The 26,152-nt window shown below is 35.7% G+C and carries 26 protein-coding genes and 2 pseudogenes; 13 read left to right on the top strand and 15 right to left on the bottom strand.

Annotated features, from left to right (window positions below; genetic code table 11):
* The 3 genes from MIDI_RS00920 (at window position 1) to MIDI_RS00910 (ending at window position 3,637) form a co-directional block, all read left to right on the top strand.
* A complete protein-coding gene (locus tag MIDI_RS00920) occupies window positions 1–1,659 on the top strand; it encodes a ribonuclease J (protein ID WP_013950720.1) in 1,659 nt (552 codons plus the stop codon).
* A 113-nt stretch (window positions 1,660–1,772) separates the two neighbouring features.
* Complete coding sequence (locus MIDI_RS00915) at window positions 1,773–3,266, top strand: Npt1/Npt2 family nucleotide transporter (protein WP_013950719.1); 1,494 nt, start codon at window positions 1,773–1,775, stop codon at window positions 3,264–3,266.
* A 92-nt stretch (window positions 3,267–3,358) separates the two neighbouring features.
* Window positions 3,359–3,637 carry a YraN family protein gene (locus MIDI_RS00910; protein WP_013950718.1) on the top strand — a complete coding sequence of 93 codons (279 nt, stop codon included), beginning with the start codon at window positions 3,359–3,361 and terminating at the stop codon, window positions 3,635–3,637.
* A 546-nt stretch (window positions 3,638–4,183) separates the two neighbouring features.
* Here MIDI_RS00910 and tgt read toward each other — a convergent pair.
* From tgt to lpxC, 6 genes and pseudogenes are all read right to left on the bottom strand, one after another.
* Window positions 4,184–5,245, bottom strand: coding sequence for a tRNA guanosine(34) transglycosylase Tgt (tgt, locus tag MIDI_RS00905; RefSeq protein ID WP_013950716.1), 1,062 nt, complete (start codon window positions 5,243–5,245; stop codon window positions 4,184–4,186).
* Window positions 5,246–5,254: 9 nt separating this feature from the next.
* On the bottom strand, window positions 5,255–7,090 hold the full coding sequence (locus tag MIDI_RS00900) for a SurA N-terminal domain-containing protein (RefSeq protein WP_041185332.1): 1,836 nt from the start codon (window positions 7,088–7,090) through the stop codon (window positions 5,255–5,257).
* Window positions 7,091–7,176: 86 nt separating this feature from the next.
* A complete protein-coding gene (locus MIDI_RS00895) occupies window positions 7,177–7,743 on the bottom strand; it encodes an OmpH/Skp family outer membrane protein (protein WP_013950714.1) in 567 nt (188 codons plus the stop codon).
* Between the two features lie 29 nt (window positions 7,744–7,772).
* Window positions 7,773–10,044: pseudogene (bamA, locus tag MIDI_RS00885) on the bottom strand (outer membrane protein assembly factor BamA).
* Between the two features lie 22 nt (window positions 10,045–10,066).
* Window positions 10,067–11,122 carry an RIP metalloprotease RseP gene (rseP, locus tag MIDI_RS00880; RefSeq protein ID WP_083809583.1) on the bottom strand — a complete coding sequence of 352 codons (1,056 nt, stop codon included), beginning with the start codon at window positions 11,120–11,122 and terminating at the stop codon, window positions 10,067–10,069.
* A gap of 73 nt (window positions 11,123–11,195) precedes the next feature.
* The gene (gene lpxC, locus MIDI_RS00875; protein ID WP_041185609.1) at window positions 11,196–12,050 is read right to left on the bottom strand and encodes a UDP-3-O-acyl-N-acetylglucosamine deacetylase; all 855 of its coding nucleotides are present in this window, start codon (window positions 12,048–12,050) and stop codon (window positions 11,196–11,198) included.
* Between the two features lie 230 nt (window positions 12,051–12,280).
* On the opposite strand from lpxC, the gene MIDI_RS00870 reads away from it, so the two are divergent.
* Window positions 12,281–13,120, top strand: coding sequence for an ankyrin repeat domain-containing protein (locus MIDI_RS00870; protein WP_160162173.1), 840 nt, complete (start codon window positions 12,281–12,283; stop codon window positions 13,118–13,120).
* 323 nt (window positions 13,121–13,443) lie between these two features.
* Here MIDI_RS00870 and MIDI_RS09205 read toward each other — a convergent pair whose 3' ends face one another.
* The 4 genes from MIDI_RS09205 to MIDI_RS09200 all read right to left on the bottom strand — a co-directional run bounded on the left by MIDI_RS09205 (window position 13,444) and on the right by MIDI_RS09200 (window position 15,106).
* Window positions 13,444–13,668, bottom strand: a complete 225-nt coding sequence (locus tag MIDI_RS09205; RefSeq protein WP_041185329.1) for a hypothetical protein — start codon at window positions 13,666–13,668, stop codon at window positions 13,444–13,446.
* Window positions 13,649–13,780, bottom strand: coding sequence for a hypothetical protein (locus MIDI_RS09620; RefSeq protein ID WP_272940972.1), 132 nt, complete (start codon window positions 13,778–13,780; stop codon window positions 13,649–13,651). The genes MIDI_RS09205 and MIDI_RS09620 overlap by 20 nt, the downstream gene beginning before the upstream one ends.
* A gap of 190 nt (window positions 13,781–13,970) precedes the next feature.
* Window positions 13,971–14,291: a hypothetical protein gene (locus MIDI_RS08355; RefSeq protein ID WP_041185328.1), complete on the bottom strand. Its 321-nt coding sequence runs from the start codon at window positions 14,289–14,291 to the stop codon at window positions 13,971–13,973.
* A 626-nt stretch (window positions 14,292–14,917) separates the two neighbouring features.
* Entirely contained in the window at window positions 14,918–15,106 is a 189-nt protein-coding gene (locus MIDI_RS09200) for a transposase (protein ID WP_237697394.1), read from the bottom strand.
* 228 nt (window positions 15,107–15,334) lie between these two features.
* On the opposite strand from MIDI_RS09200, the gene MIDI_RS07715 reads away from it, so the two are divergent.
* From MIDI_RS07715 to MIDI_RS06690, 3 genes and pseudogenes are all read left to right on the top strand, one after another.
* Entirely contained in the window at window positions 15,335–15,652 is a 318-nt protein-coding gene (locus MIDI_RS07715) for a hypothetical protein (RefSeq protein WP_052567652.1), read from the top strand.
* Window positions 15,633–15,680 (top strand): annotated as a pseudogene (locus tag MIDI_RS10080) (hypothetical protein); the annotation flags it as partial. The gene MIDI_RS07715 and the pseudogene MIDI_RS10080, both read left to right, overlap by 20 nt.
* Window positions 15,670–15,882, top strand: coding sequence for a transposase (locus MIDI_RS06690; protein ID WP_410517923.1), 213 nt, complete (start codon window positions 15,670–15,672; stop codon window positions 15,880–15,882). The pseudogene MIDI_RS10080 and the gene MIDI_RS06690, both read left to right, overlap by 11 nt.
* Before the next feature lie 140 nt (window positions 15,883–16,022).
* Here the strand turns inward: MIDI_RS06690 and secD are convergent, their stop codons facing one another.
* A complete protein-coding gene (secD, locus tag MIDI_RS00850) occupies window positions 16,023–17,594 on the bottom strand; it encodes a protein translocase subunit SecD (protein WP_013950705.1) in 1,572 nt (523 codons plus the stop codon).
* A gap of 193 nt (window positions 17,595–17,787) precedes the next feature.
* Between secD and phaR the strand changes: the two genes are divergently transcribed.
* Window positions 17,788–18,240, top strand: coding sequence for a polyhydroxyalkanoate synthesis repressor PhaR (phaR, locus tag MIDI_RS00845; RefSeq protein ID WP_160162172.1), 453 nt, complete (start codon window positions 17,788–17,790; stop codon window positions 18,238–18,240).
* Window positions 18,240–18,899, top strand: coding sequence for an LptF/LptG family permease (locus MIDI_RS00840; protein WP_013950703.1), 660 nt, complete (start codon window positions 18,240–18,242; stop codon window positions 18,897–18,899). Before phaR ends, MIDI_RS00840 begins: the two co-directional genes overlap by 1 nt.
* Before the next feature lie 419 nt (window positions 18,900–19,318).
* Here the strand turns inward: MIDI_RS00840 and MIDI_RS00830 are convergent, their stop codons facing one another.
* Window positions 19,319–20,545 carry a dicarboxylate/amino acid:cation symporter gene (locus tag MIDI_RS00830; RefSeq protein WP_013950702.1) on the bottom strand — a complete coding sequence of 409 codons (1,227 nt, stop codon included), beginning with the start codon at window positions 20,543–20,545 and terminating at the stop codon, window positions 19,319–19,321.
* A gap of 388 nt (window positions 20,546–20,933) precedes the next feature.
* Between MIDI_RS00830 and MIDI_RS09615 the strand changes: the two genes are divergently transcribed.
* Together MIDI_RS09615 and MIDI_RS00825 are read left to right on the top strand one after the other, a co-directional pair.
* A complete protein-coding gene (locus MIDI_RS09615) occupies window positions 20,934–21,068 on the top strand; it encodes a hypothetical protein (RefSeq protein WP_272940944.1) in 135 nt (44 codons plus the stop codon).
* A gap of 481 nt (window positions 21,069–21,549) precedes the next feature.
* Complete coding sequence (locus MIDI_RS00825) at window positions 21,550–21,837, top strand: DciA family protein (RefSeq protein WP_013950700.1); 288 nt, start codon at window positions 21,550–21,552, stop codon at window positions 21,835–21,837.
* Between the two features lie 432 nt (window positions 21,838–22,269).
* Here MIDI_RS00825 and MIDI_RS10075 read toward each other — a convergent pair whose 3' ends face one another.
* The 3 genes from MIDI_RS10075 to MIDI_RS00810 all read right to left on the bottom strand — a co-directional run bounded on the left by MIDI_RS10075 (window position 22,270) and on the right by MIDI_RS00810 (window position 23,627).
* The gene (locus MIDI_RS10075) at window positions 22,270–22,395 is read right to left on the bottom strand and encodes a hypothetical protein (protein ID WP_410517903.1); all 126 of its coding nucleotides are present in this window, start codon (window positions 22,393–22,395) and stop codon (window positions 22,270–22,272) included.
* Between the two features lie 132 nt (window positions 22,396–22,527).
* Complete coding sequence (locus MIDI_RS06160; protein ID WP_013950698.1) at window positions 22,528–23,037, bottom strand: DUF721 domain-containing protein; 510 nt, start codon at window positions 23,035–23,037, stop codon at window positions 22,528–22,530.
* Entirely contained in the window at window positions 23,034–23,627 is a 594-nt protein-coding gene (locus MIDI_RS00810; RefSeq protein ID WP_013950697.1) for a COQ9 family protein, read from the bottom strand. The genes MIDI_RS06160 and MIDI_RS00810 overlap by 4 nt, the downstream gene beginning before the upstream one ends.
* Before the next feature lie 53 nt (window positions 23,628–23,680).
* Here MIDI_RS00810 and map point away from each other — a divergent pair, with 53 nt between their 5' ends.
* On the top strand, window positions 23,681–24,466 hold the full coding sequence (gene map, locus MIDI_RS00805) for a type I methionyl aminopeptidase (RefSeq protein WP_041185326.1): 786 nt from the start codon (window positions 23,681–23,683) through the stop codon (window positions 24,464–24,466).
* Between the two features lie 5 nt (window positions 24,467–24,471).
* Window positions 24,472–26,118, top strand: a complete 1,647-nt coding sequence (locus MIDI_RS00800) for an NAD+ synthase (RefSeq protein ID WP_013950695.1) — start codon at window positions 24,472–24,474, stop codon at window positions 26,116–26,118.
* Window positions 26,119–26,152: the final 34 nt, after the last annotated feature.

Raw genomic sequence — 26,152 nt, 5'->3', positions numbered from 1 at the left:
ATGAATTTAAATTTTAAGGAATTAAAAAAGGAACTGCTTTTTCTTCCTCTAGGTGGCTCTGGAGAAGTAGGAATGAACCTCAACGTATACCATTATAAAGGCAAATGGCTCATAGTTGATATGGGTATAGGATTTGCAGACAACCATTTTCCTGGAGTCGAAATTATAGTACCAAATATTAATTTTCTAATAGAGAAACGCAAGGACATAGTTGGTATACTTCTAACTCATGCACATGAAGATCATATAGGCGCGGTACCATACCTGTGGTCTGAAATTCAGATTCCAATTTATACCAGTAATTTCACCGCCACTGTTTTAAAAGCCAAACTAAATGAGCATGGACTAAGTGGTAAAGCCCCAATTCATATACTCAAAAATAATAGCAAGATTGATATAGGCCCCTTCAATATAGAGCTTATTAATATTACCCATTCCATATTAGAAAATAATGGGATTATGATTCGAACAAAAGCCGGTAACATTTTCCATACCGGAGATTGGAAAATCGATGACAATCCTACTTTGGGCGAATTAACTGATGAAAAACGCTTAAAAGAACTGGGCAAAGAAGGAGTTTTAGCTGTGATTGGTGATTCCACCAATATTTTCAATGAAGGCAGATCTGGCTCAGAAGGTGACTTAGAAAAAAGCCTCGCCACCTTAATCAGCGATTGTAAAGAGGGTATGGTAGTAGTCACAACTTTTGCCTCTAATGCAGCCAGGCTTTATTCTATCGCAAAGGCTGCTAAAAAAGCCAAAAGAAGAGTTACTCTAACAGGCCGTTCTTTATGGCGTATGTATAGAGCCGCAAGGGATTGTGGCTATTTAGATGATATAGATGAATTCTTGGATGAAAAAGGAATTCAAGGCTTAAGTAGAGAAGAAATACTCATTATTTCAACTGGTTGCCAAGGAGAACCTTTAGCTGCTGTTAGTAAGCTCGCCAATAATTCTCATCAATTTCTAAAGCTAATACCTGGCGACACTATTATCTTTTCTTCCAAAATAATTCCTGGCAATGATAGAAAAATTTTTGACTTATTTAATAAATTTTGCAAAATGGGAGTGGAAGTTTTAACCGAAAGAGATCGTTTTGTGCATGTTTCCGGCCACCCTGGTCAGGAAGAAGTCGCTATGATGTACAAGTATTTAAAGCCCAAAATAGCAATTCCAGTGCACGGAGAAGCAGTTCACATACATGCTCACGCTAAGTTCGCCAAACAGAATGGATGCAGATATTCAATAGAGGTTACTAATGGAGAGGTATTAAAACTAAGCGAAGAGGGACCTGAAAAGATTGGGCGAGTTGAAGCGGGCTATATGCTAATAGATGGAGAAAGTATTCTAGATGGAGCTAGTCCAGTAATTAAATCTCGCCTCAAAATACGAGATAATGGAGCTGTATTCGTCACTCTCAACCTTTTAGCAAAAGGAAAAAGATCTGAGATATTAGAAGCCCACGTTTCAGCCACTGGACTACTAGATAAAACCGATGATAGGGAATTAATAAAAACTATAGAGGAAGAAATAGCTAGTCTTTCTATTAATAATGAGATCAACTCTGACATAGAAAAACGAGTTGTTAGTTTTGTTAAAAAAATTATAAAAAAGGAATTAAATAAATTCCCAGAAATCGCGGTACACATAATAAAATAGTAGTAACTAAATTTAACTTATTAAACCATCGTTCTTTATTACTATAAAATATCGTGACATATTTTGTAATTGCAGTATAATTCGCACGATTTTTTTAACTGTGTGAGAGAATTATGAATCAAAATAAAAAAGAAGAAGGTATATTGCTGCGGCTCTGGCAAATGCTTTGTCCTATTAAAATGTCAGAGGCGAAAAAATTTATCCCGATGACATTAATGATGTTTTTTATATTGTTTAATTTTAGTACATTAAGGCCCCTAAAAGACAGTTTAGTTATACCAAACTTAGGAGCCGAAGTTATAAGTTTCGTTAAGTTGTGGTGTGTTCTTCCATCAGCGATACTTTTTACTATAATTTATATGAAGTTAAGCAATGTAATGGACTATGAAAAATTGTTCTACGCTGTAACTTCCTTCTTTATAGTATTTTTTGCTATCTTTGCTATTGTACTTTATCCTTATCGTGATGTTGTTCATCCAGATCCTGAAACGATTAAAAATTTAGCACATCAATTACCAAACCTGAAGTGGTTAATTCTGCTAGCAGGTAGATGGTCCTTTGCTTTATTTTATATCTTTGCTGAGCTCTGGGGGGCTGCAATGATTAACTTGATGTTTTGGCAGTTTGCCAACCGTATTACCAAAACCGAAGAAGCAAAACGGTTTTATTCTATGTTTGGCTTGATAGGAAATGTTGGTCTAATTTTTGCGGGTAACGCCGTGATACAATTTTCCAAAATGTCTACAGAGGCTGGCAATGATAATGATCTTATCGTATTTTCAATGGCCGCTCTAATTATTTCTGGTCTTTTAGTAATGGCCATATATAGATGGATGAATGTACATGTTTTAACTGACCCGAGATACTATACTCCTAAAGCTGGCGAAGGAAAGAGGAAACTAAAATTATCCGTTTCAGAGAGTATTAAGTTGATATTCCATTCTAGATACCTTGGTTTCATAGTACTATTAGTACTTTGCTATGGAACAACTATTAACTTGGTAGAAGGACCTTGGAAAGCAAAAATTCGTGAGCTTTATCCAACCCAAAATGAATATGCTCACTTCATGGGAGAATTTATTCAGTGGACAGGAATTGTCACTATACTATTTATGATCCTTGGTAGTAATATCTTAAAAAATGTACGCTGGTTTACCGCTGCAATTATTACTCCTCTAATGATCTTAATAACTGGTGGAGGTTTCTTTGCATTCGTTATTTTTGAAAAAGAGTTAGCGCCATGGATGGAAGATTTCATGAAAATGAGCCCAATAGTCATCGCAGTATTTTTAGGTGCTCTACAAAATGTATTAAGTAAGGCAACAAAATACACTATGTTTGATGCAACAAAAGAAATGGCGTTTATTCCATTAGATGACGAATTAAAAAGCAAAGGTAAGGCAGCGGTAGATGTTGTTGGAGGAAGGCTAGCCAAATCTGGCGGAGCTATAATCCAATCCTCTATATTTATGCTTTTCCCTATGGCAACATTCTCAACCATTACTCCAACACTTACCGGAATATTTTTATTCTTAATGATCTGTTGGATACTTGCGGTTAGAGGCTTAAATAAGGACTATACTTTGCTTGTTAATAAAAGAGACTAATACTAATAAATAGTTTTACCCAAACTTATAGCCTATCTTTGCTTTAAAGCATCGGTAGGCTATTTTTACTTTTCTAAAGTACCCTACTCAACATGCAAAAATCTAATTATAGAGTTGGTATAGAAGCTGAAGAGCTTGTTGAGAGATATCTAATAGATTTGGGATATAAAATTATTAAAAAAAGATGGAAAGGTAAGTTTGGCGAGATAGATATTATTGCAATTCAGGCGCATTCCCTTTTATTTGTTGAAGTGAAATGCAGAAAAAATTACTTAACTAACGAAGTAATCTTTACTAAACAACAGAAAAGAAATTCTCTAGCCGCCTTAGATTTCTTAAGTCTTAAGTCAATTCGAATGCAAAAATCTTGATATTCGGTATGGCTGTGCCGTTGCCTCTGATATCATGTGTTAAATCATGCAGCGCTATGGAGGGCCTTGTAGGCATTAAGCACTATATGAAAGCATTGGGAGCCCCCAACTGGTAGTGAAATTTAGTCGGTTCTTCTGGCTTAAGTTACGTAGGCTGGATCTGGCAGAGGTAGCATCTTTGTAGATGTATGTCAAAGCAATATATATAACGATCAGAAAGTTAGCTTTATCAGACACTTCAACAGTGAGCGTGATAAAATAGTTCTCTTTTGTAATGACCGAGAGATTGATTCTAGTGATGTGGAGTTCTGCTATTCTCCTAACATAAAGCTCGTTTTCTGATTGTAAAAGGTGTAGACGACAGAGCTCCCCATGTTCAATGCCTAAAAGAGGGGCCCATAGCAGCGCTAGAATATGGCATGGTGGGATCCCCCCCGGCACAGCGCGGGGTTTTTTATTGGCAGCCATCGCTATCCTCGGCAATAGTTTACTTAATGCAAGGGCGTGGAGAGGGAAAAAGTTAGACCTTAAGCCCAACGCTTTACTTTAACTTCGTATTATCTTTTCTCTTAACTCCTTCATCAAATCTTGGTAATAATGAATATTGTGCCAAGTCATTAGAATGGATCCGAGTATTTCCTTAGCCCTGACTAGGTGACGCAAGTAAGCTCGATGAAAATTACTACAAGTATAGCAACTGCATTCGGAGTCTAAGGGCCTGATATCTTCCACATATTGTGCATTTCGTATATTAATAGTGCCATTTCGCACAAATGCTTGTCCGTTCCTTCCTGATCTTGTTGGAATGACACAATCAAACATATCAACTCCTCTTTCAACTGCTCCTACAACATCAGATGGTTTTCCAACCCCCATTAGGTAACGAGGCTTAAATTTAGGTAGTAGAGGAATAGTATAATCTAAGACATCAAACATTACTGCTTGCGGCTCTCCTACGGCAAGCCCGCCTATTGCATATCCATCAAAATCTATAGCAGATAAAAAATTTGCTGAAGATTCTCTCAACTCTTGATAAGCGCTTCCTTGTACTATAGCAAAAATCCCATAACCATCCTTATTTTGATAACTGTTTTTTGATCTTAATGCCCAGCGCATGGATAACTCCATAGCCCTCTTGGCTTCTTGAAAAGTTGCAGGGTAGGGTATGCACTCGTCAAAGGCCATCGTGATAGTGCTACCTAGTTTGTGCTGGATTTGAATGGAGTATTCGGGAGTTAGATTATACTTATGGCCATCTATATGTGATCGAAACATAACCCCTTCTTCGGTAACTTTACGTAAAGATGCCAAAGACATCACTTGGAAGCCGCCAGAATCCGTTAAAATAGGCTTTTGCCAATTCATAAATTTATGTAAACCACCTAATCTCTCAATTCTATCTTCGCCTGGACGGAGCATTAAATGATAAGTATTAGAAAGAACTATTTCAGTCCCTGTACTGGAAATGGCATCTGGTGTCATAGCCTTGACTGCTGCTAAAGTTCCAACTGGCATAAAGGCTGGAGTGTTGATGACACCGTGAGCGGTTTCTATAAAGCCGACTCGTGTCTTGCCAACCTCTTTTATAAGAGTAAATTTTACTGCCATGGCACAAATCTAGAAGTTTGGCAGTGATATATCATATACTTCTACTTTATGAACCTTTTGTAGGTGTAAAAAATAATCATTCAAAATTACATCCTGGAGATTATTAAGTTTTGCTGCTTCCTGCTTTGCAGCCTTTTTAATCTCAGTATCAGATAACTTTTGCGCTGATAAAATTTTTACAAAGAATTGCTCATCAGGTGCAGCTTCAAAAATTCTTGTAACTTGGTTTACCGGTGTATTGAATATTTCGAGCAAATCCTCAGTATTAAATTCTTTATTACTATTAATCGATAAGAATTTTTTAGTAATTTTGATTCCAGGTTCTACAAATTTTTCGCCTCTTGCAACTCGCTCTCTGACGCTGTTCATTACAGAAACAGCCATCTTTTTTTGAACTCCCTCTTTCCATATGGCTGCCAGTTTATCTTTTATTTGGTCAAAGACTATAATGTATGAAGGCTCTATTTTATTTACTTTAACCACAAAGCTTTCACTATCTGGAAGAGAAGAGATAACTCCGGACGTCACGCCTTCCTGAATAGAAAACGCTGTATTTAAGAATACCCTGTTTTGCAAAATATTTTTTTCGTCATATTTTTGTATGTCAAAGGTGATGGTAGCATTCTGCAGCTTTAAGCCATATGATGCAGCGATTGCTTCTATAGGTATATTTTGAGTGATATCACGTTCAATACCTTGAATCTTCTTCAAGTACCTGTCATAACAGCGCTGCTCTGTGATTTGCCGTCCTATCTCTTTCCTAACAACTTCCATGGGCTGTATAAATTCAGGAACGATATCAACGACCTTAAAAATGCACCATCCAAAAGGGGTAATGATCGGCTTACTAATTTCGTTTTGCCTTAATGAAAAAATAATATTAGCAACATCTTCACTAAATCCATCTCTACTCATAGCCTGACTATTTAAGCCTATTTCTTGTTTCAAGGATTTTGCTAAGCTTACAAAATCTCCTCCAGCGGTCAATTTATCATAATTCAATTTAGCTTGCTTTTCATCAGCAAAAACCATTTTTAAAAATTTGCGCTTTTCTGGTAATACAAATAGATAAGAACGCTCCTTGTAAAAATTCTCTAACTCTTCTTGCGAAATTTTTTCTTGGACTTTATCTGCATCTTCTAAATTAAATTTAAAAAATGTAACCGCTCTTTTTTCTGGAACAGTAAAAAGCTCTTTGTTAGTTTCAAGAACCTTCTGCAACTCATCATCAGTTGGCCCACTCTTCACGTCAAAATGATAGATATTAGGCTGATATATCTCGATTTCCCTTTTTGAATATAATGCCTGAGTTATTTGCTCTAACAGGGTATTATTTAGTAGATTGCCTGACGAAATTACTTCAACTAAGACCTTCTGGGCCAACTCTTCTCTAATTTTTTCAATAAAAAAGGTTTCTGAGATGTTCATCTTTTTCAAAAAATCAGTTAGTAGATCCTTATCAAACCTCCCATCTCTCATGAAACCTGGCATGTTGTTAATTATTTCGTATTTTACAGCATCATCTCCTACAGAGATACCTAATCGCCTAACTTCTTCTTTAAGCAAAGCAGAGTTTATTAATTGCTTTAAGAATAAATCCTGTAATTCTCTACTATTAATTCCGTACACTTGTTTATATTCATCCCCTAATCTATCAAATTGGGCACGATAAAACTTTCCCCATTCAGATTTTGTATACTCGACATTTCCGACTTTGAAGGCCATATATGTTTTGGAACCCCTTAGTATATATCCGACCTCCCACAGTATAAAGGTCAAAACAAGTAATCCTAAAAATATTTTGGTTATTATATGATTTAAACTTTTTCTTAAAGCTGCCAGCATTTTAAAAATCTCCCAGTTTTAAAGTAAGAAAGGAGTAAACCCCACCCCTCTTACTTGTTAATATTATCAATTATTTTTAATTACCATTACTTTTTAATACCTTTATCATTTTTTGATGGAATTGCGTCAAATTTCACAGCAACCGCTGGCAAGGATTTATTTAATTCCTCTATAATAGAATCAGTAATTTCTAACTCTTTGTTATTATAGATCATATGAATCTTAGCCATAACCATATCTAACTTTTTCTCCATAGCTTTTGCTTGAATAATATCGGTGATCTTTTTTTCGAGCACTTTCATTGCCTCTGAATAGGCTTTGTCCAAACTCATCCTATCCATATAAGCGCTTTCTTGAGCTTTCTCAGCTTCTAATTCAAACTCCTTAGTCTTTTTTCCATAAGCTTCACTCGATAAAACTAATTTCTGTGATTCTATTTCCTTATACTTTTTCTGAAGGTTTTCTTGCATTTTTGCAGCGCTATTTTTAAATAGAGTGGCCTTTTTTTCGACCTGGCCAGTAATATCTTTGTAAGCTAAAGAAGATTCGATGATCTTTTGTCCATCTACTACTGCTATTTTTATTCCTGCTCTTGCGGAGATAGCAAGATTGCTCAATAAAAGCACAGATATAATTAACGTCAATTTTTTCATTTTTTACCTAAATATAATTATTAATAAAACTAAAACATCCCACCTATACTAAGAGTGACTCTTTGAGGATTGTCAAATTTTTCTTTAGCTATTGGAATGCCATAATTCAATTTTATTTTTCCAAGAGGTGAACGCCACACTATACCCACTCCATAAGCTGATCTAATATCGGAGCTTTGATCAACTTTAGCATCAGTAATTGCAGGATTAAGGTCATAGTCAAACATAGAAGCAGCATCAATAAAGGCAACACCATTTAACCCTATTTCTTCTGGTAATCCTAATGGAAAAGAGATTTCCGCGGTGCCAGAACAATAGTTTTTAGCACCAATGGAGTTACCAGTTTTTCTATCTCTTGGAGAGATGCCATTAGGCCCAAAACCTCGTAGGTAATCCTGTTCTAAGTATAAATTATCCATTAATCTAACTCTTTTATTACCCAGTCCTCTAATGGCTGCAGCTCTGGCAGACAAATTAAGCACTATGCTTTTTTATAAAGGGGAAAAACATATCAGCTATAACTTGGTGTTTAATGTAATGAGTATCGCCGCCAAGTCCTGCTAAGTCTTGCATTAATGTAAATCTTACGCCTTTAGTAGGTCTTATTCTGCTATCAAGCGTGCCCCAAGAAAAAGTTTGTCCAAGAGAAGAGTTATATGCAATTCCACTGAAATCCTGGACTGTTAAGGATTTTGAGCCGCCAGATTGCGATATATCAAAGCGTTTTAAATTGTACCGTAAGCCATGGTACAAGCCATGTAAAAGCTCATATTGCATACGCAAGCCTCCACTTGTTTCTTGATGAGAATATTTTGAGTACTTATCAATCACCTTGCCTGTATATAGATCAAATCCAGAATCTATTGGTTGATTGAAAAAGCCTGATTCTGTAAAACTAAAAATTGCCTGTTCTGCTTGTGAAGCCTTACTTAAAACCAATTCAACAGCTTGGCCTTTTCCTAGAAAGTTATTCTCGGCTACGGATACAGATCCCATAAATCCTGTTTGGTCATTATAACCTATTAAAAAATTCATTGACCCTGTACTCGTTTCTTTAACATTAATATCAATATCGACTTTATCAGGGAAGGCGGTACGTTTGTTTTTAAAATCAACTGAACTGAAATAGCCTAAGTTAATAATTTCCATCTTTGATTTTTCTATTAACGTATTGCTGTAGTAATCCCCTTCTTCTATTTTCATTTTTCTTCTGATTACCTTATCCATCGTTCGGTTATTATCGTTTATATTAATTTTATTTATATAAAATTTCATTCCTTCCCTTATCATAAAACGTACTATAGCATAACCAGTTTCTGAATTTTTAATCACATCATGGGTCACCTCAGAAAAGGCATAGCCATTAGCGCCTAAATATTTGGTCATCGCTTCTTCAGATGCTTCTATATCTTGCAAATTAAGTGTAGCATTTTTCGTTAAGCTAATTTTTTCTAAGAGCTTATCCTTAGGCAACCCTTTAACATTTGTAAGGACAGAAAAATCCTGTACCTTATATTTTTTTCCTTCTTCAATTAGGAAGGTTATTATAAAACCATCTCGAGAAGGTGCAAGCTCTGCGGTCGTATTTTTGATTTCGAAATCGAAATAACCATTGCATTGGTAAAAGCGCTTGAGTAACTCTTGATCCATATGCAATTTATCGGGGTCATGCATATCTGCAGAGGAAAAAAATCTATAAAAAGCGTATTCCTTGGACAAGATATGCTCTTTTAGTTCTTCAGTAGTAAAATTTTCGTTTCCAACAAAATTTATTCTTTTAATTTTAGCCTTCTGACCTTGCTTAATTTCATATACCAAATCAACCTTATTTTCTGGTAGCTTAATAATTTTGGGCTCAACGAAAACCTCATAATAGCCTTGTTTGTTGTAAGCAGTTTCTATTGCTTTACTGTCTAAATGGATCTGAGACGGAAGATAAATAGCTTTAGGTTGAAGTTTGGTTACTTTCTTTAGAGAATCATCGCTAATCGCTTTATTTCCTTCGAAGGCAATTTTGCGTATTAAGGGATTTTCTTCAACTGTTACTATTATGTTAGCCCCCTTTTTTTCTATTCTGACATCAGAAAAAAACGATGTCGTATACAAACTTTTTATAGCAGCCTCTATTTGATTGGAGGTTGCATCAGCAGTATTAGTGATACCTGAATAAGTTATTACAGTCTCTTTAGGTATCCGAGTGTTACCTTTTACTATAATTTCCCCACCATAACTATTAGCAGAAACAGTATTAAATATAATCAAAATAATTAACTTTAAACAAAGCGCTTTTAAAAAATTCATCTTCCCTTTTTACACAATAAACTTATAACAGACTTATAACATCATTAGAAATCGCTACCAACATTAGCGTTGTTAAAATAATGAATCCTATCCTGAAAGTAACAATTTTAGTATTTTTATTCAGGGGTTTTCCATTAATTGCTTCTATAAAATAAAAAAGCAATCTGCCGCCATCTAGCATAGGTATAGGTAACAGATTAACGAGACCCAGGTTTAACGAAATCAATGCAATAAACCAAATGAAGGAAACAAAACTTTGAGAAGCAGCTTTAGAAGAATATTCGGCAATTTTAATGGGACCACCAATATTTTCTAGTCCACTCTCTCCTCTTACCATATCAAAAATTCCCACAAGCATCGCTTTTGACATGAAATATATATGCTTAGCACTATTAGCTAGCGCTTTTACAATAGTCGCATTTTCAATTTTGGTTTCAAAAATGACTCCTAAAATCCGAGTACGGTTTTTTTCAAATGGTAATTTAAATTGTGTGGAAAATTCTTGGTTATCCCTTAAAAATTTTAAGCAGACTTCTTCTTCTCCAGAATTCAAAACCCGCTTAAATTCTTCGCCATTGGTGATTTTTTGATTGTTTATCTCTATTATTCTATCATTCTGTTTTAAGCCCATGGCAGAGGCTACTGAATGCTCTTGTACTGAATTGATCTTTAAATCTAATGTTGGTACGCCAATCATCATAAAGACTACAGCAAAGCATAGGAAAGATAAGACATAATTAGCTAAGGGCCCTGCAAAGACCACTAAAGCCTGTTGCTTTAAAGATTTGCAATAGAAAGATTTGTTTTTTTCTTCTTTACTCATATTACGTATCTTTTCTGGGTCAACAAAGCTTGGGTCGACATCATCGCCATAAAGCCTTACGTATCCTCCTAGAGGAATTGCTGATAAAATCCATTCAGTGTCTTTCTTATCTCTATATTTAAACAAGGCTGGCCCGAAACCCAACGAAAACTTCTGAACTTCAATGCCATAGTGTCTAGCGAAATAAAAATGCCCAAATTCATGCACAAAAACTACTATAGAAATAACTACAATAAACCACAATAACTGTTCCAAATTTCAAATAAAAAAATCGCTCTAACTGAAAGAGATGATAGCACAAATTGATTTTTTTTACAATAGAAATAAGTTATGCAGCTGAAGAAATAGAAGCGCTTTTAGTTTCAAAAATTTTGTGTAGTAAAAGATTATTTAGTTGATGTCCTGACTTAACCGCTTTTATCTTACCTTTAATTCTAGCCCCTGCTAGATATAGATCGCCAATACAGTCTAGTATCTTATGGCGAACAAACTCATTTTTGTAACGCAATCCTTCTTTGTTTAATATACCATCTTCGCCTATGGCGATCGCATTATCGAGGGAAGCGCCTTTGGCCAAGCCAATACTTTTTAAGTATTCCACATCCTTAATAAATCCAAAAGTTCTAGCTTTACCAATTTCTGACTCGAAGTCATCATTAGCATTAAAATTATAGGATTGAGCTTGGATGTATTGATTATCGAAATCTATTATGAAGTTTACAGAAAATGAATCGTCAGGTTCAGCAACAATTGATTTATCATTCATTTCTATTTTGACGCTTTTTGAAATTTCGATGAACTTTCGTTGTTCAGACTGGCTCACAATACCTGATTGTTTTATAAGATTAATAAAACAATCGGAGCTACCATCCATTACCGGGACTTCTGCACCATCTACATATATTATTGCATTATCAATTCCAGAACCCCACAGGGCTGACATCAAATGTTCTATAGTGCTAACACTTGCTCCATATTCGTTGGCAATTTTAGTACACATAGAAGTGTCAATCACTCTGTCAAATAAGGCTGGTATCTTATTATTTTCTCTTAGGTCAGATCTGACAAATACAATACCGTGATTTGCTTCTGCCGGGCAGATTAGCATATTAACTAGAATCCCTGAGTGCACTCCTATACCGCTACACTTAACTTTATTAGCTAAAGTTTTTTGAAGGTTCATATCAATATTTAAAAACATCTTATAGGTGCAACATAGCATATACGTTGCACTTAAACAAAACACATATTATTGCAAATTGTTACAAATAATTATGCATTCATGGGTAGTCTTATACTCCAATAAATGGTATAGTCATACACCGTGTTAACCAAAATTTTATTTACTTAGTGTATATAAAAAGCAAGAGTCCAATTATTTCTTCATCAGACGTTAATGTAATGATTAGGCAGATGAGCTATGATTGTTTTGCGTTTGCTAAGAAAGGGGACATCGAAAATGTCTCAAGAATTTTAGATTTGTTGGGATTAAATGTTGCTTGTGATGAAGAAGGAAATACTTTGTTACATATAGCTGCTTATAATTCTAATATCGAGCTAGCTAGTTTTCTAGTGCGAGTAGGGTTTGCTTTGCAGGTTAAAAACAAAAAAAAACTAACTCCTAGAGAAATATGTATATTAAATTCAAATTCTCAAATGCAACTTTTCTTTACTAGGGAAGAGAGCAGCCAGCTTCTTTTTAGTTCAATTATTGCTGGGGATAGGGAGAATTTCATTAAGGCTATTTTGAATGGAGCTGATATCAAAAGGTTTGTGCATACTAAACCGTTTTTAGGCGCTTATCTATTACATTATATGGCATTTTATGATCGAGTAGAAATGATAGAATATGTATGTTCAAATTTTAAAATGAATATTAATTGCCAAGATTATTCTTTGCAGGAAACTCCTTTACATACCGCTTCGCAAAATAATCATCCAGAGACCGTAAAAGCTTTAGTGCGCAATAACGCAGATACTAATAAAAAAGATTCAATGGGTTGGACACCTTTACATAGGGCGGCAATTAATGGAAGCAAAAAGTCTTTAATCGCTCTTTTAGAATCAAATGTACTAGTAAATACTCAAGATATAATGGGAGATTCGCCTTTACATAGCGCATTGAAAAACCATAACCATACAATCTTGCCCTTACTTATAAAAGCGGAGGCAAATTTAAATTTACCGAACAACCTAGGCGATACTCCTCGTCATCTTGCAAGACAAATGAATGTTAATTTAAATAATCTATAAAGAACTTTGTATGTATACCAGTAGATTAATCTTAAGTCGATTTCTGCATGTGTGTGCAAAGCGGCATTGCCTAATATTTATAGATAGGAGTTTCAAATCCAGCAAATGCCTATGGAAGAAGAGGGTAAGAGCAGTGCAAAGCATCCTCAGGAATTTGCTGTAGCACTTCGTTCTTCGATTAAAACTAGCTAGATAATGCCTTAATTAAAGAATTCTTTGATTCTACCAATGGGGTCTCAGCCTTTGTTTTGTGACGGTGCGTGGAGATTTTATAGTATTCGTAAACGCTGTAATCATCTGTACATGCTCATTTATAACGTTCCTCAAAGCCTAAATGACAGGTTCAGGTGGGTTGCCTTGCTCCCGTCACCTACTTCAAAATCAATAATTTCACCCGCTCCTCTATCAACAGTAATCAATATAAAGGTGTACCCCACTTCCATTCTTTGGTCTTTTTTTATATATGTGCACAGCTCGTCAATCTCTAGGACCTCGATATCCTTAAGTGACTTTGTGCTGTTGCAGCTCTTATCTAACTTTTCTTGCACATAGCGCCCCCCGTCCTTCGATCCATGAAGATATTTGGCTGTTATGGATTCCAGTCAGTCTCTCTATCGTCCTAATCCCACAGTCCTCAAGGTTAAGTTTTAAGTCTATCATTCATCGTGTATTTCTGCGGCTTATCACCTTCTCTCGGTAATTCTTTTTGCAATTCTTGCAATCTACCTCTGCTGTCCCTACCACGCCATTCTTCACCTGCTCGAGAGCCACAATATTTACACTTGATTGTCCATTTCTACTCCACCTATTCTACTATGAAGATATCATATCATCTTGTTGCCGTCTATAATTACCAGGCATTGCCCCACAACTTGCGGCCTGAACTTTGCCTACTTTGCATGATGGCTGAATCAATAAACTTTTCTATTATATTATTCTTTTCTTCATCAGACCTTAATTTTTCCGCTAAAAACTGCTCTTCGGTCAAGCCTCTCTTAACCTGATGCGGATCTTGCCATCCGACAGCTAGCAACAATAGTATATCATCCAAGTAAGTCATTTCTCCTTTTGTCCTTGATTGCCAAGAGCTTGGAGACTTATTACCTAATTCAATGTTATATAATAACTTAATATCCGCTGGATAAGGGCTGTATTCAATAAACTTTGTCAATAAATTGATCGCTTACTATATCTTTCTTATCAGGGATTACTTATTAAATATGGAATACCATCGGTGCTTATCTTACTATAGAGAGCATTTATTGAACTTTTGTCTCTTGAAATAATTTGTTTAATGGGCATCTCTCCTTTTTGATTTTTTTCCTCTAAAATAGTGCGCCGCTACTTTTTGCCGGTCATGATATCTAATACGTGGATAAATCGATCATTGTCAAACAACAAAAGGCGGTGCATTAAATTGTTACCACTTTAAATCAGTTCTCTTACATACACCCCGTAACGCTTTTTGCATATCAGGTTGAGCTTTAGCATAACCAATAAAGTGGCTTATATAATCTTTATTGTATATTTTTGCAGTCATTAAACGCTCGAAAAACGTTTGACCTTCGTTATCGCGCTGCGTCAAAAGTCTAATCTACCTAGATAATATGATGGATTGAATGAGGTATCTCGCAAATACTGCTCTGCGTTTAAATAATGAAAGGGAGTTTTACCATAAATATCTGCTACGTTCAGATCTGTCTCCTTTTTTTAATTATTTAATTGATAGCTCAATGATATCAAAATTACCGCCGTGCAGTGCATAATGCAGTATACTCCTTTTTGTATTCATCCTGTTTAATTAACCTCAGTTTGACGTAAGGAGTATGCCCGTGAGCCTATTTTTTCCACGAGATATATTGGGTTTGAAGACATAAGCCAAGAGCCCTGAGAAAGAGGTCTGCCAAGAAATTGTTTGGCGAGCGATGCCGTGGTGTGCTGGATTTGGCAAATCTCTTTCAATTCTCCGATGGCTGTTTCAATCAATCTACGCCCTGCAAGAAGCAGTTGTTTAAAAGCCGCAAGCTGGTTTTGTTTTTCATGTTTTTCTTAAGCCGTGTGATGAGCTCAATACCTTGATTGCTCAGTGTTTTTGTTAACCCCAGTTTGAGATAAGTTTTAAAGAAGCTGTATAACCATTAGGTTTTTCTCAATTTCACGATAAATAAGGAAAGTGGTTTCCCTAGTAGAAATATTTTGTTTGATTGATGATTTTTGCAAGCGACAACTCACGTACCAAAGATCCTTAAGAAACTCGCAGAGACAAAGGGAACGAGAGTCTGGGATGATGCTTTCCGAAGTTGTAACGATCCTCGTTTTGTTTCATTTGAGGGCATTACCGGATTCAAAGATTTTTACCTAAACTGTGTTCAAATCTCTTTCAGAGAGGAGTTGCCGAAGCTTATCAGCTACAATCGCTTTGTTGAGCTGATGCGAGACGCGGTCACCCCGTTGGTCATTCTGCTGAATTGCTGCAAAGGGAAACAAACAGGTACGTTGACTCAACAAAAAGCTGGAAAAGGTTTGTCATAACTCACGTACTAGCCGTAATAAGGTCCTTAAAGGCGTCGCTCAGCGTGGGAAAACGTCGACCCGGATGGTTCTTTGGCCTCAATGATCAAGGAGAGATTATGTCATTCACACTGACTTCGGGTAATACAGATGATCGAGCCGCTGTCGAGAAACTGACTCAATATTTGACAGGCCTTCTATTCGGAGATCGGTGGTATATAAGCAAAAACACTGAGCAATCAAGGTATTGAGCTCATCACACGGCTTAAGAAAAACATGAAAAACAAAACCACAGTAGTGCAATTATGAAATGTTTAGAATTTGGGGTTTTCTTACGCTACATCAAACTGATACCCCCGTTAATTCATTTATTAAGAAAAATAATTTTTATTCATGTACTAATATTTTGTGTACAAACCCGCTTTGTCTTTGTAATTCTGTGCCAAAAAGCTATAATAATTTTTGTTAAGGAAATAGCAGTGAACATAGAGCAAGTAATTCCTACAGTAAGGCTGACTGCAAAACTCTTTATAGAACCCGAGCCCATAATGTAAAGAATGATTGCAGCTATTATGGTAGTGATATTCGCATCCAATATAGTGGAGAACGCGATTTTATACCCACTTTCAATAGCGGCTAGATTTGACTTGCCATTACGCAACTCTTCTCTAATACGTTCACAAATTAAAACATTTGCATCAACAGCCATACCTAATGTTAAAACAATACCTGCGATTCCTGGAAGTGTTAAAGTTGCTCCGATTACTGCCATACACGCTATAATCATAAAGGTATTAATAATCAAAGCGAAGTTAGCCACAAGACCAAAAAAGCCATAAAAAACTATCATAAATAAAGCAACTAAAGAAATGCCTATGATCATAGCGTTAGTTCCAGCTCTTATCGAGTCAATACCAAGACTAGGTCCTATCGCTCTTTCTTCCACAACTTTTAGCGGCGCTGGCAGGGCGCCCGCCCGAAGTAGTAATGCTAATTCATTAGCTGAAGCTACGGAAAAATTACCAGAAATAATCCCGCTACCACCTAAAATAGGCTCTCTAATCACTGGAATACTGAGAACTTTATCATCCAAAACAATAGCAATTGCTTTACCTATATTTTTTGACGACACATCCCCAAAAATTTTGGCTCCAACATTATTAAGTTTGAAAGAAACAACAGGTATATCTTGGTTAAATGAAACCTGTGCATCAACAAGCATATCACCTGTTATAATTGGCCTATAATATAAAACGACCTTATGTTTTTGATTATTATCTCCAATTTCTAAAACTTTTAAATTAGAGCGTATAGGGCTTTTAGCGAGATTATCAATCGTCACCCCATCTGCTACTATGTGCAAAGATAGTTTTGCAGTTTTACCAAGAAGCCTCTTGATTTCGCCAGGATTATCGGAACCAGGCACTTGCAGCAATATGTAATTATCGCTTTGACGCTGCAGGTCTATTTCTTTTGTTCCAGACTCGTCAATCCTGCGTCTAATAATTTCAATACTTTGTTGCATAAGAGATTTTTTTATCTCTTCTATTACTGAACTATCAAAACGGATTCTAAGAGTATTATCGTCTTCTATATACTCAAAGCGGTTACCAATTAATTTTCTTATTACACTAAGCATTTTTTGGTTAGCAAGCGAAGTTGCCTCTATATCAAATCCTTCTATATTTGTTTTTGCTTTAATATAGGGAATACCGTTTGCTCTAAATCCCGATAACACTTGATCTAAATTTTGTTGTGAGTAATTTCTCAAGTACTCCTCTACCTCGACTTCCAGTAAAATTGATGCCCCACCTTTCAAATCTAATCCCAGATTGACTGGAGCCGCCCTTAAATAACTAGGTACGAATAACAAGGCATTATTAAAAAAACTTGGTAGTGACAGATAAATACTTGTACCACAAATCAACAAGATGGTTACGGCTTTGAACTTAGAAAAACGCATGTGATACTATTAAAATGATTTTTGTTGACTACTTATAAAGTTTTGATCTTATCTTTTCAATAGCCTTATTTTTTATGATCCACTTCAGAAGCTTTAATCAATTAATAGTTTAATTTGCTTTAAGTATTTGATATTATATTAACCGCTAAGAAATAATGTCCCAAAGAATAGCATGACAGATAAAAGCTTATTAATGAAAAAGTACCCTAATAGGAGATTATATAATACTGCAACAAGTAGTTATGTAACATTGGACGACATTAGACAGCTTATAAAACGAGGCTATGACATTGCAGTAGTTGATGTTAAGACTGGTGAAGATTTAACAAAATTTACTTTGACTCAAATCGCACTAGAGCAACAGCAAGATGGGTACGAACTGCTACCGCTTGAGTTTTTAAAGCAGTTGATAAAGTTGCAAGATCGTAATATGGGTAAAATTTTTAATGATTATATTAAGTTATCCATGGAATATTTTATAAAGCACTCTTCTTATATGGAACATTTAATGAAAAGCCCTACTGACCAGACTTATGTTTTTGATTATTGGAATCAAAATATTAATATGCTGAATCAGCAAAATATAAATTTTATGCAAATGGCTCTATCTGCTATTAATATGTTTAATACAAATAAAAATAAATAATGGGTTTATACAATAAATACCAAATCAATAGGATATTGCGCCTCTGCCTTGTTATTGCATTTTTTTTAACCATAGTACTATGGGTTACTCAGTCATTTAGAATTTTCGATTTAATCATAAATAATGGAGTAGCTATTAAGGACTTCCTAAAATTGTCGATATATATACTGCCGCTACTAATTTATAATATTTTGCCTTTTACTATATTACTGGCCTCAGTTTTAGAGGTGCGCAAAATGATAAAAGAGAAGGAGCTACTGATTTTACAAAGCAACCGCTACAGCGATTTTCAAATTGCTAAACCCTTTATGATATCGTCAGTTCTTATGACTGTAATCGCACTATTATTTTCATCGTACCTAATGCCAAAGGGATATAAGGAGTTTAAGAGGTTACAATTTTCGCTGCAGCAGAATTACGCCTCTTTTCTACTAGAAAAAGGTATATTTTCATCGAAAATAAATGGGCTTACGTTTTATATAGCAGATCGCACTGAAGACGATATTATGCATGGAATTTTAATGAACGATTCAAGAATACCAAATAAGGAAATCACTATCACCGCAAAATTTGGTAGATTATCTATTAATGATAACAATATAGCCTTGATATTACAGAACGGCAGCCGGCAGGAATATTACCGCCTTACCAAAAATTAACTTTGATCACTTTTAATAAATACCTTTTTAACCTAGAATTATCAAGTCTCTTAAAGCAAACATATACTGATGGCCCCAATGAGAAATATATAGACCAGGTAATTGAGATTGCTTTAAAAGAAAAAGACAAATGCTATATAGTTAATCTTCACAACAGAATTTTGTGGCCTTTATTTTGTATAATACTTGGTGGCCTTCCAATAGCATCATCAGTAAGAAATTTCTACCACCGCTACATTAATAGATACAGTAATATCAAGTTATTTATCTATAGCGTCAGCTTAGTCTCTGTCTTTACTCTAGGCGAAAACTTAGCAGCAAAAAATATTAATTGGAGCTTTTTAATGTACCTTAGTGCTATTTTGCCTATTATGCTTATCTTGTGGCTCTTAACATTTCGAAAAGAATAGATATAATTTCTATGATAATTCTCTATTATTATATGTTTCTCTATCTAAAAGGCCTTCAGAGTGGTCAATACAGAGCGTAACAGCGGCGTCCCCTGTTATGCTAATCGTGGTTCTCATCATATCAATAATACGATCTATGCCCGCAATCAATGCAATACCTTCTATCGGTAAGCCTACCGAGCCAAGAATCATAGGAAGCATTACGATGGCGCCGCCTGGAACTCCAGCACCTCCAATAGAGCCAAGAGTTCCGGTAAATATAATTAAGCTATAATCATTGATACTTAGAACTTTACCTGTTACCTGAGCAAAGAATAGAGTACAAAGACTGATGTAAATAGCTATACCATCCATATTTATAGAAGCTCCAAGTGGTAAAACGAAGGAAGAGCTCATTTGCGAAATCCCAAGCTTTCTTTGGCAAACTTTTATAGTAGTAGGTAATGCAGCTTTGCTGCTACTTGTAGAAAAAGCAATTGCCTGATATTCAAAGCTTTTCTTAAAGAACGGTACAGGCGATAATCCAGTCCAAACACGAATAATCAAACCAAAAATAAAGTACTGGATTATAAGTGCAAGGTACGCACACCCTATTAGTTTCATTAAGTTTCTTAATACCTCTACTCCTTGTGTGCCAATAACCCATGCAGTAAGACAACAAGCAGCAATAGGGGATAGCTCCATAATCAAGCTTATCATCTTGAAGACCATGTGGGATAAAAGTTGGAATATATCTCCCAAACGCTTACTAGATACTCGTTCCATAGCATTAATAGTAACTCCAGTAAACAAAGCGAAAAATACAACTTGTAGGATGGTTCCCTGGACCATTGCTCCAATTGCGTTATCCGGCACAATATGTAATAGTATATCAATAATTTTTGTTAGAGCGGCTTGATCCTCTGCTGAGGCCAGCTCCTTATTCTCAAAATTTAAATTAATACCTTTACCTGGCTCGAAGATTCGGCCTACACTTAAGCCAATAATAATTGCCATTAATGTAGTTAAAAAGTAAGTAAAACAAGCTTTAACCCCAACCCTCCCAAGCGCTTTTGAATCTTGAACACTGGTGATACCATTAACAATCGCAAAGAATATAAGCGGAGTAATTATCATCTTCACCATTCGTATAAAGAGATCGCCAAATGGCTTGAGATACACAACCTTTTCTTTTAGGAGTAAGCCTAAAAAAATACCTAGCACTAATCCTATTAAAACTTTTTTCCAAAGATTCATATAAATAACTTCCCAATTTTTGAAGTCGCTATGATACTATACTTTGGATGGTTAAGCTATGCTTTGTTATTAATGCGCCACAACCCTTATCCAGTCGAGCTTTGCAGGCAATGCCTGGTAATTGTCGCTTGCAAAAATCATCAATCAAACAAAATATTTCTACTAGGGAAACCACTTTTCTTATTTATCGTGAAATTGAGAGAAACTTAATGGTTACACAGCTTCTTTGAAGCCATATCAGATAATTTCTTTAAAACTTACCTCAAACTGGGGTTAACAAAAACACTGAGCAATCAAGGTATTGAGCTCGTCACCCACGGCTTAAGAAAAACATGAAAAACAAAACCCGCTTGCGGCTTTTAAACAACTGCTTCTTGCAGGGCGTGGATTGATTGAAACAGCCATCGGAGAATTGAAAGAGATTTGCCAAATCCAGCACAACACGGCATCGCTTGCCAAACAATTTCTTGGCAGACCTCCTCTCAGGGCTCTTGGCTTATGTCTTCAAACCCAATATATCTAATGGAAAATAGGCTCACGGGCCCTACTCCTTACGTCAAACTTGAGGTTACCCGTATTTTATTTCCTTGTTAATAAGAGTTTATGCAAACCTTGTAACGATATAGGATGAGGGCGGATAAAAATATTGTCAATATGGTCGACTAGTAATTAATTAAAAATTCTTGGGGTCCGCACTGGGAACTTATAACCATGTCTTTCGATTATATTCGCAAATTTTTCTATATATCCTCAACGGAAGAACATTCATAAGGCGAGCCTGGACATGGATTCAAAGGTGATTCTTTTCCTGGCAGTTAAATTCGCTACATTGGTAACAAGCTTCCAGTAATTCTCTAATAGGATATTTTTTGTTATTAATAGCTACATTTCATTTCTTAATTCATCAGTAGTTGCATGTAAACTATGGGTTTCTTAGACAGAAGGCCGGAAGATATCCATAAAATATACAAAGCAAAAGAAAAATTTGCTGGAGTCATTAACTTATGAATCATTTTAAAGTATTAAAGGAAGCAATTGGGAGCGCCTTAAAGCCTGCTTGCGAAAAATATGGATTTGTAACTTACAGAATAGTGAGTCATTGGGAACAGATAGTGGGTAAGCATTTAGCTTACTTCAGCTTTCCAATAGAGATAATTTTTCCAAGAAATAGAAGCGATGAAGGGCTTCTGGTAATAGGGGTTTCTAATCCTGGTTTTGCGCTTGAGATTCAAGCTTCGGAATCAATAAGAGAAATCGTAAGATTAACCCCTAAATCAGCTGCACATTTATAAATATTCGGAATAATGCCGGAGTTGATAAAGTAATTTTGTGTTCTGATATGTTAAGGCCATGTGGATCTATCATAATTTTGATTGCTTGCGAAACATTATCATAGTTTAACAGCTGCTCTCCCATTCCCATCGTTACAATATTGCTGATACTGCGGCCCTCTCTTTATCAGCTGGCCAATCATATAAGGAATCTTTAGCATGCATGAGCTGCATAATGATTTCACCAGCCGTTAGATTTCTTACCAACTTTTACGTTCCGGTATGACAAAATTTGCAGGTTAAAGTGCAAACCAACTTGAGAGGAAACGCAGAGGGCTCCCCTACTCTCTTCAGGAATGAAAACAGTTTCTATCTCATTATTATCGACAAATTTTAATAACCATTTTTGAGTTTCATCTAAAGATATCAGTGCTCTACTTATATGCGCACGCTCTAAAAATTCGCAGTGAGTAGCTCTCGTAAGGAAGTACCTAGATTTGTCATCTCAAAAAAGCTTTTTGCTCCCTTAGTATAGATCCAATCCCAAAATTTGTCCCGTGCGAAATTTTTGCTGTCCATTTTCAAGTAGAAAGGACTCTAATGCAATTTTGGATAAGTCGAAAAAACTTTTTATCATAGAAAAGATAGGCAGAGAATAGAACCTGCAATTATAACAGATAAAAATGAAATATTTCATTAGTAATCTTGCATCTAATTGGACTTATCTACAAAAAATAAAATTTCTTTCAGCGCTGCAATTTCTTCTGCAAGTTCTGGATCTTTAATTCCCTTAATTAATTTAGTGAGATTTTTATCCTCTTCTTCCGTGATTCCTTCCAAAGTATAAGCCTTGGAAGCAGCGTTAATTGAGGATAGAGCAGGTTTCTCAACAAATGAGCTATACTTTTTTTGCGCTATTTTTATTCTAACCCTACTAATAGCTCTGTAACCAAAGTAGGAAGAAAGCTTAGAGATAATTATTGATTCCGAAGCTTGAATCTCAAGCGCAAAACCAGGATTAGAAACCCCTATTACCAGAAGCCCTTCATCGCTTCTATTTCTTGGAAAAATTATCTCTATTGGAAAGCTGAAGTAAGCTAAATGCTTACCCACTATCTGTTCCCAATGACTCACTATTCTGTAAGTTACAAATCCATATTTTTCGCAAGCAGGCTTTAAGGCGCTCCCAATTGCTTCCTTTAATACTTTAAAATGATTCATAAGTTAATGACTCCAGCAAATTTTTCTTTTGCTTTGTATATTTTATGGATATCTTCCAGCCTTCTGTCTAAGAAACCCATAGTTTTGGTAAAATCTTCTGATTCATCGTTGATCCAGTATAAAATAGTGCTACTATAAACACCTGCGAGTAGTGCCCTTTTAGTATAATAATTAAAGTCTGTAGATTGATCGCGCCCCGCCTCGTACCATATTAAATCCACTGTTTTCCACAAAACCCTTAAGGAAAGCGCATAGTTTATAGGCATTGCAAGAAAAGCTAGCCCCCTTGTCACAACACTCTTATTGCGAGCTAGAACTTCTATCCTTGATATAACACATTGTCTAATTCGTTGATGCACCTTCATGTTTGAACTAGTAGAATTCCTATATACAGAGAGCATCTCCCTATCTATTTCTTCTATATAATATTCAAAAAAGTCATTAATAGCACCAGGGAAAAGCACACTAGCGGTGCCCTCAGGTAGGTTAACCGCTCGTTCCGCTTTAATCAAAAGGTCGGGGCACCACCCCTCAAAAGGAATAATTTTTAAAGCACTTTCAAACAATTTTTTTCTAATCGGCTCTTGCATTTTTGAGAGGTTAAGCTTAGAAACTATGTAGTGTTATAATACTGTTAATCAAAATGAAAAGTCAAGACAAGATCACTATACACTCCTCTCAGGATCTTATCTCCATGAGGAAAACAGGCATACTCGCTGCTCATATTTTAGATTATATTGGAGATTTTGTTAAGCCTGGCGTTGAGACCGATGAACTTAACTCTTTGTGTCATGAACTCATAATAAAAAATGGAGCAATTCCTGCTCCTCTTAACTATAAAGGATTTCCTAAATCAATATGTACTTCGGTTAATCATGTGATATGCCATGGTATTCCGAGCAACAAAAAATTAGCCAATGGTGACATAGTAAATATTGATGTTACAGTAATTTTAGATGGCTGGTATGGAGATACTAGTAGGATGTTTTTCGTTGGTAAGCCTTCCATAAAGGCCAAGAGATTGGTTGAAGTGACTTATGAAGCCATGATGCTCGGGATAGAAAGGGTAAAACCTGGCATTAAACTAAATGAAATAGGCAGAACAATACAGCACTATGCAGAAAGAAGCGGATTCTCAGTAGTTAGAGAGTATTGCGGCCATGGAATAGGCAAAACATTTCACGCTCTCCCTAATGTTTTACACTACTATGATCCAAGTGATAACACTGTTTTAGAACCTGGAATGTTTTTTACCATCGAGCCTATGATTAATGCTGGTGGCCCAGAAGCAAAACTGTTAGCAGATGGTTGGACAGTAGTTACTAAAGACAAGTCTTTGTCTGCTCAATTTGAACACACAATTGGAGTTACTGAATGCGGCGCTGAAATATTTACTACTTCACCAAAAGGGCTGCATTACCCAAGGTAATACTCATGAAAATAGCCATTGCACAAATAAATTGCCTTGTTGGTAATATTGAGAAGAACTATCTTTCGATAATTCAATATTATTTAGAAGCTACCAAAAGAAATTGTGACCTAGTAATTTTTCCTGAGTTAAGCTTATCGGGCTATCTATTACAAGATGCAGTTTTACATTCTGAATTTTTAAGAGAGATAGACGAAGCCCTGTTAAGAATAGCTAATAGTACTAAAGGTTATAAAAACTATATAATAGTAGGAGCTCCAGTTCTAAGAGCAGGCAAAATTCATAATGCTGCAATTTTGATGGGAGAAGGAAAGGTCTGCAAGGAATTTTACAAAAAGCATTTGCCAAATTATGGAGTTTTTGATGAAAAAAGATTTTTTCATTCAAGAATCTCTACTGAACTACTTAGGATAGGGGAATTGGATGCTGGAATTTTAATTTGCGAGGATCTGTGGCACGATGATGTAGCTTTAGACTTAAAAAATCAAGGGGCAAAAATTTTGATAGGTATAAATTCTTCTCCCTTCGATTTAGGAAAGCAGGATATGCGCCTGAATGTCATACAAAATATTACAAATAAAACACTGTTACCAGTTATATATGTAAATAGGATAGGCGCTGACGACTACCTAGTCTTTGATGGAGGCTCCTGTGTAGTAGAGAAAAATTCTTTTATTGTCCAACCCAGGTACTGGGAAGAAAATCTGATTGAAATCGAGTACAAAAACGGATCGCTATCAGCCTTTATTGAGCCTTACGAAAATAAAATTAGTGAAAATGAACATATATATAACGCTTTAATGCGTGGACTCGGAGACTTTTTTTCAAAAAATGGTTTTGATAGAGCAGTACTTGGATTGTCTGGCGGCATTGATTCATCTTTCGTGGCTGTGCTAGCAGCCGATGTTTTAGGGCCAGAGAATGTGCATTGTTTAGCAATGCCCTCTATGTTCTCTTCAAAAGCTAGTTTTGCTGATGCCGAAGACTTAGTTACAAAAATCGGCTGCAATTTTAATACCATAGAAATTAATGGAGTTTATCAGCAAATATTAGCTAACTTGCAAAATCTATGGGGAGATTTACCATTTGATGTTACAGAAGAAAATTTGCAAGCTAGGATTAGAGGACTTCTTCTGATGGCAACTGCCAATAAAACTAAAGCCTTACCACTTGCCACAAGCAATAAGTCCGAGTTTGCTGTTGGTTATGCGACCTTATACGGTGATATGTGTGGAGCCCTTGCCCCGATTAGTGACATATACAAAACCAAGCTTTATGAGCTTACTAAGTGGCGTAATATTCTCATTCCAAAAGACTCCAAGAATCCTAAGTTAAATCTTATCAACAATAATATAATAGAAAAAGCCCCCTCAGCAGAATTAAAAGAAAATCAAAAAGACACAGACTCACTGCCCCCTTATGATATTTTAGATACCATATTGTATGGACTCATAGAATCTAATTTATCAACCATTGAAGCTGCTAATGAATACAATCTGCCATTAGATTTAGTAAAAAAAATTGAAAGTATGGTAATAAACAGTGAATTCAAAAGAAAACAAGCACCACCTGGGATCAAAATTAGCACCAAAGCACCAGGCATAGAAAGAAGGTTTCCGATTGCTTTCAAGGGCCTTAGGCACCGCCAATAAAGCTAACTTTAAGACAGAGCTTTCCCCCAATTCG

The sequence above is a fragment of the Candidatus Midichloria mitochondrii IricVA genome (assembly GCF_000219355.1).
In the GTDB taxonomy this organism is placed as follows: domain Bacteria; phylum Pseudomonadota; class Alphaproteobacteria; order Rickettsiales; family Midichloriaceae; genus Midichloria; species Midichloria mitochondrii.
This window is presented reverse-complemented; position numbering and strand designations above follow the sequence as displayed.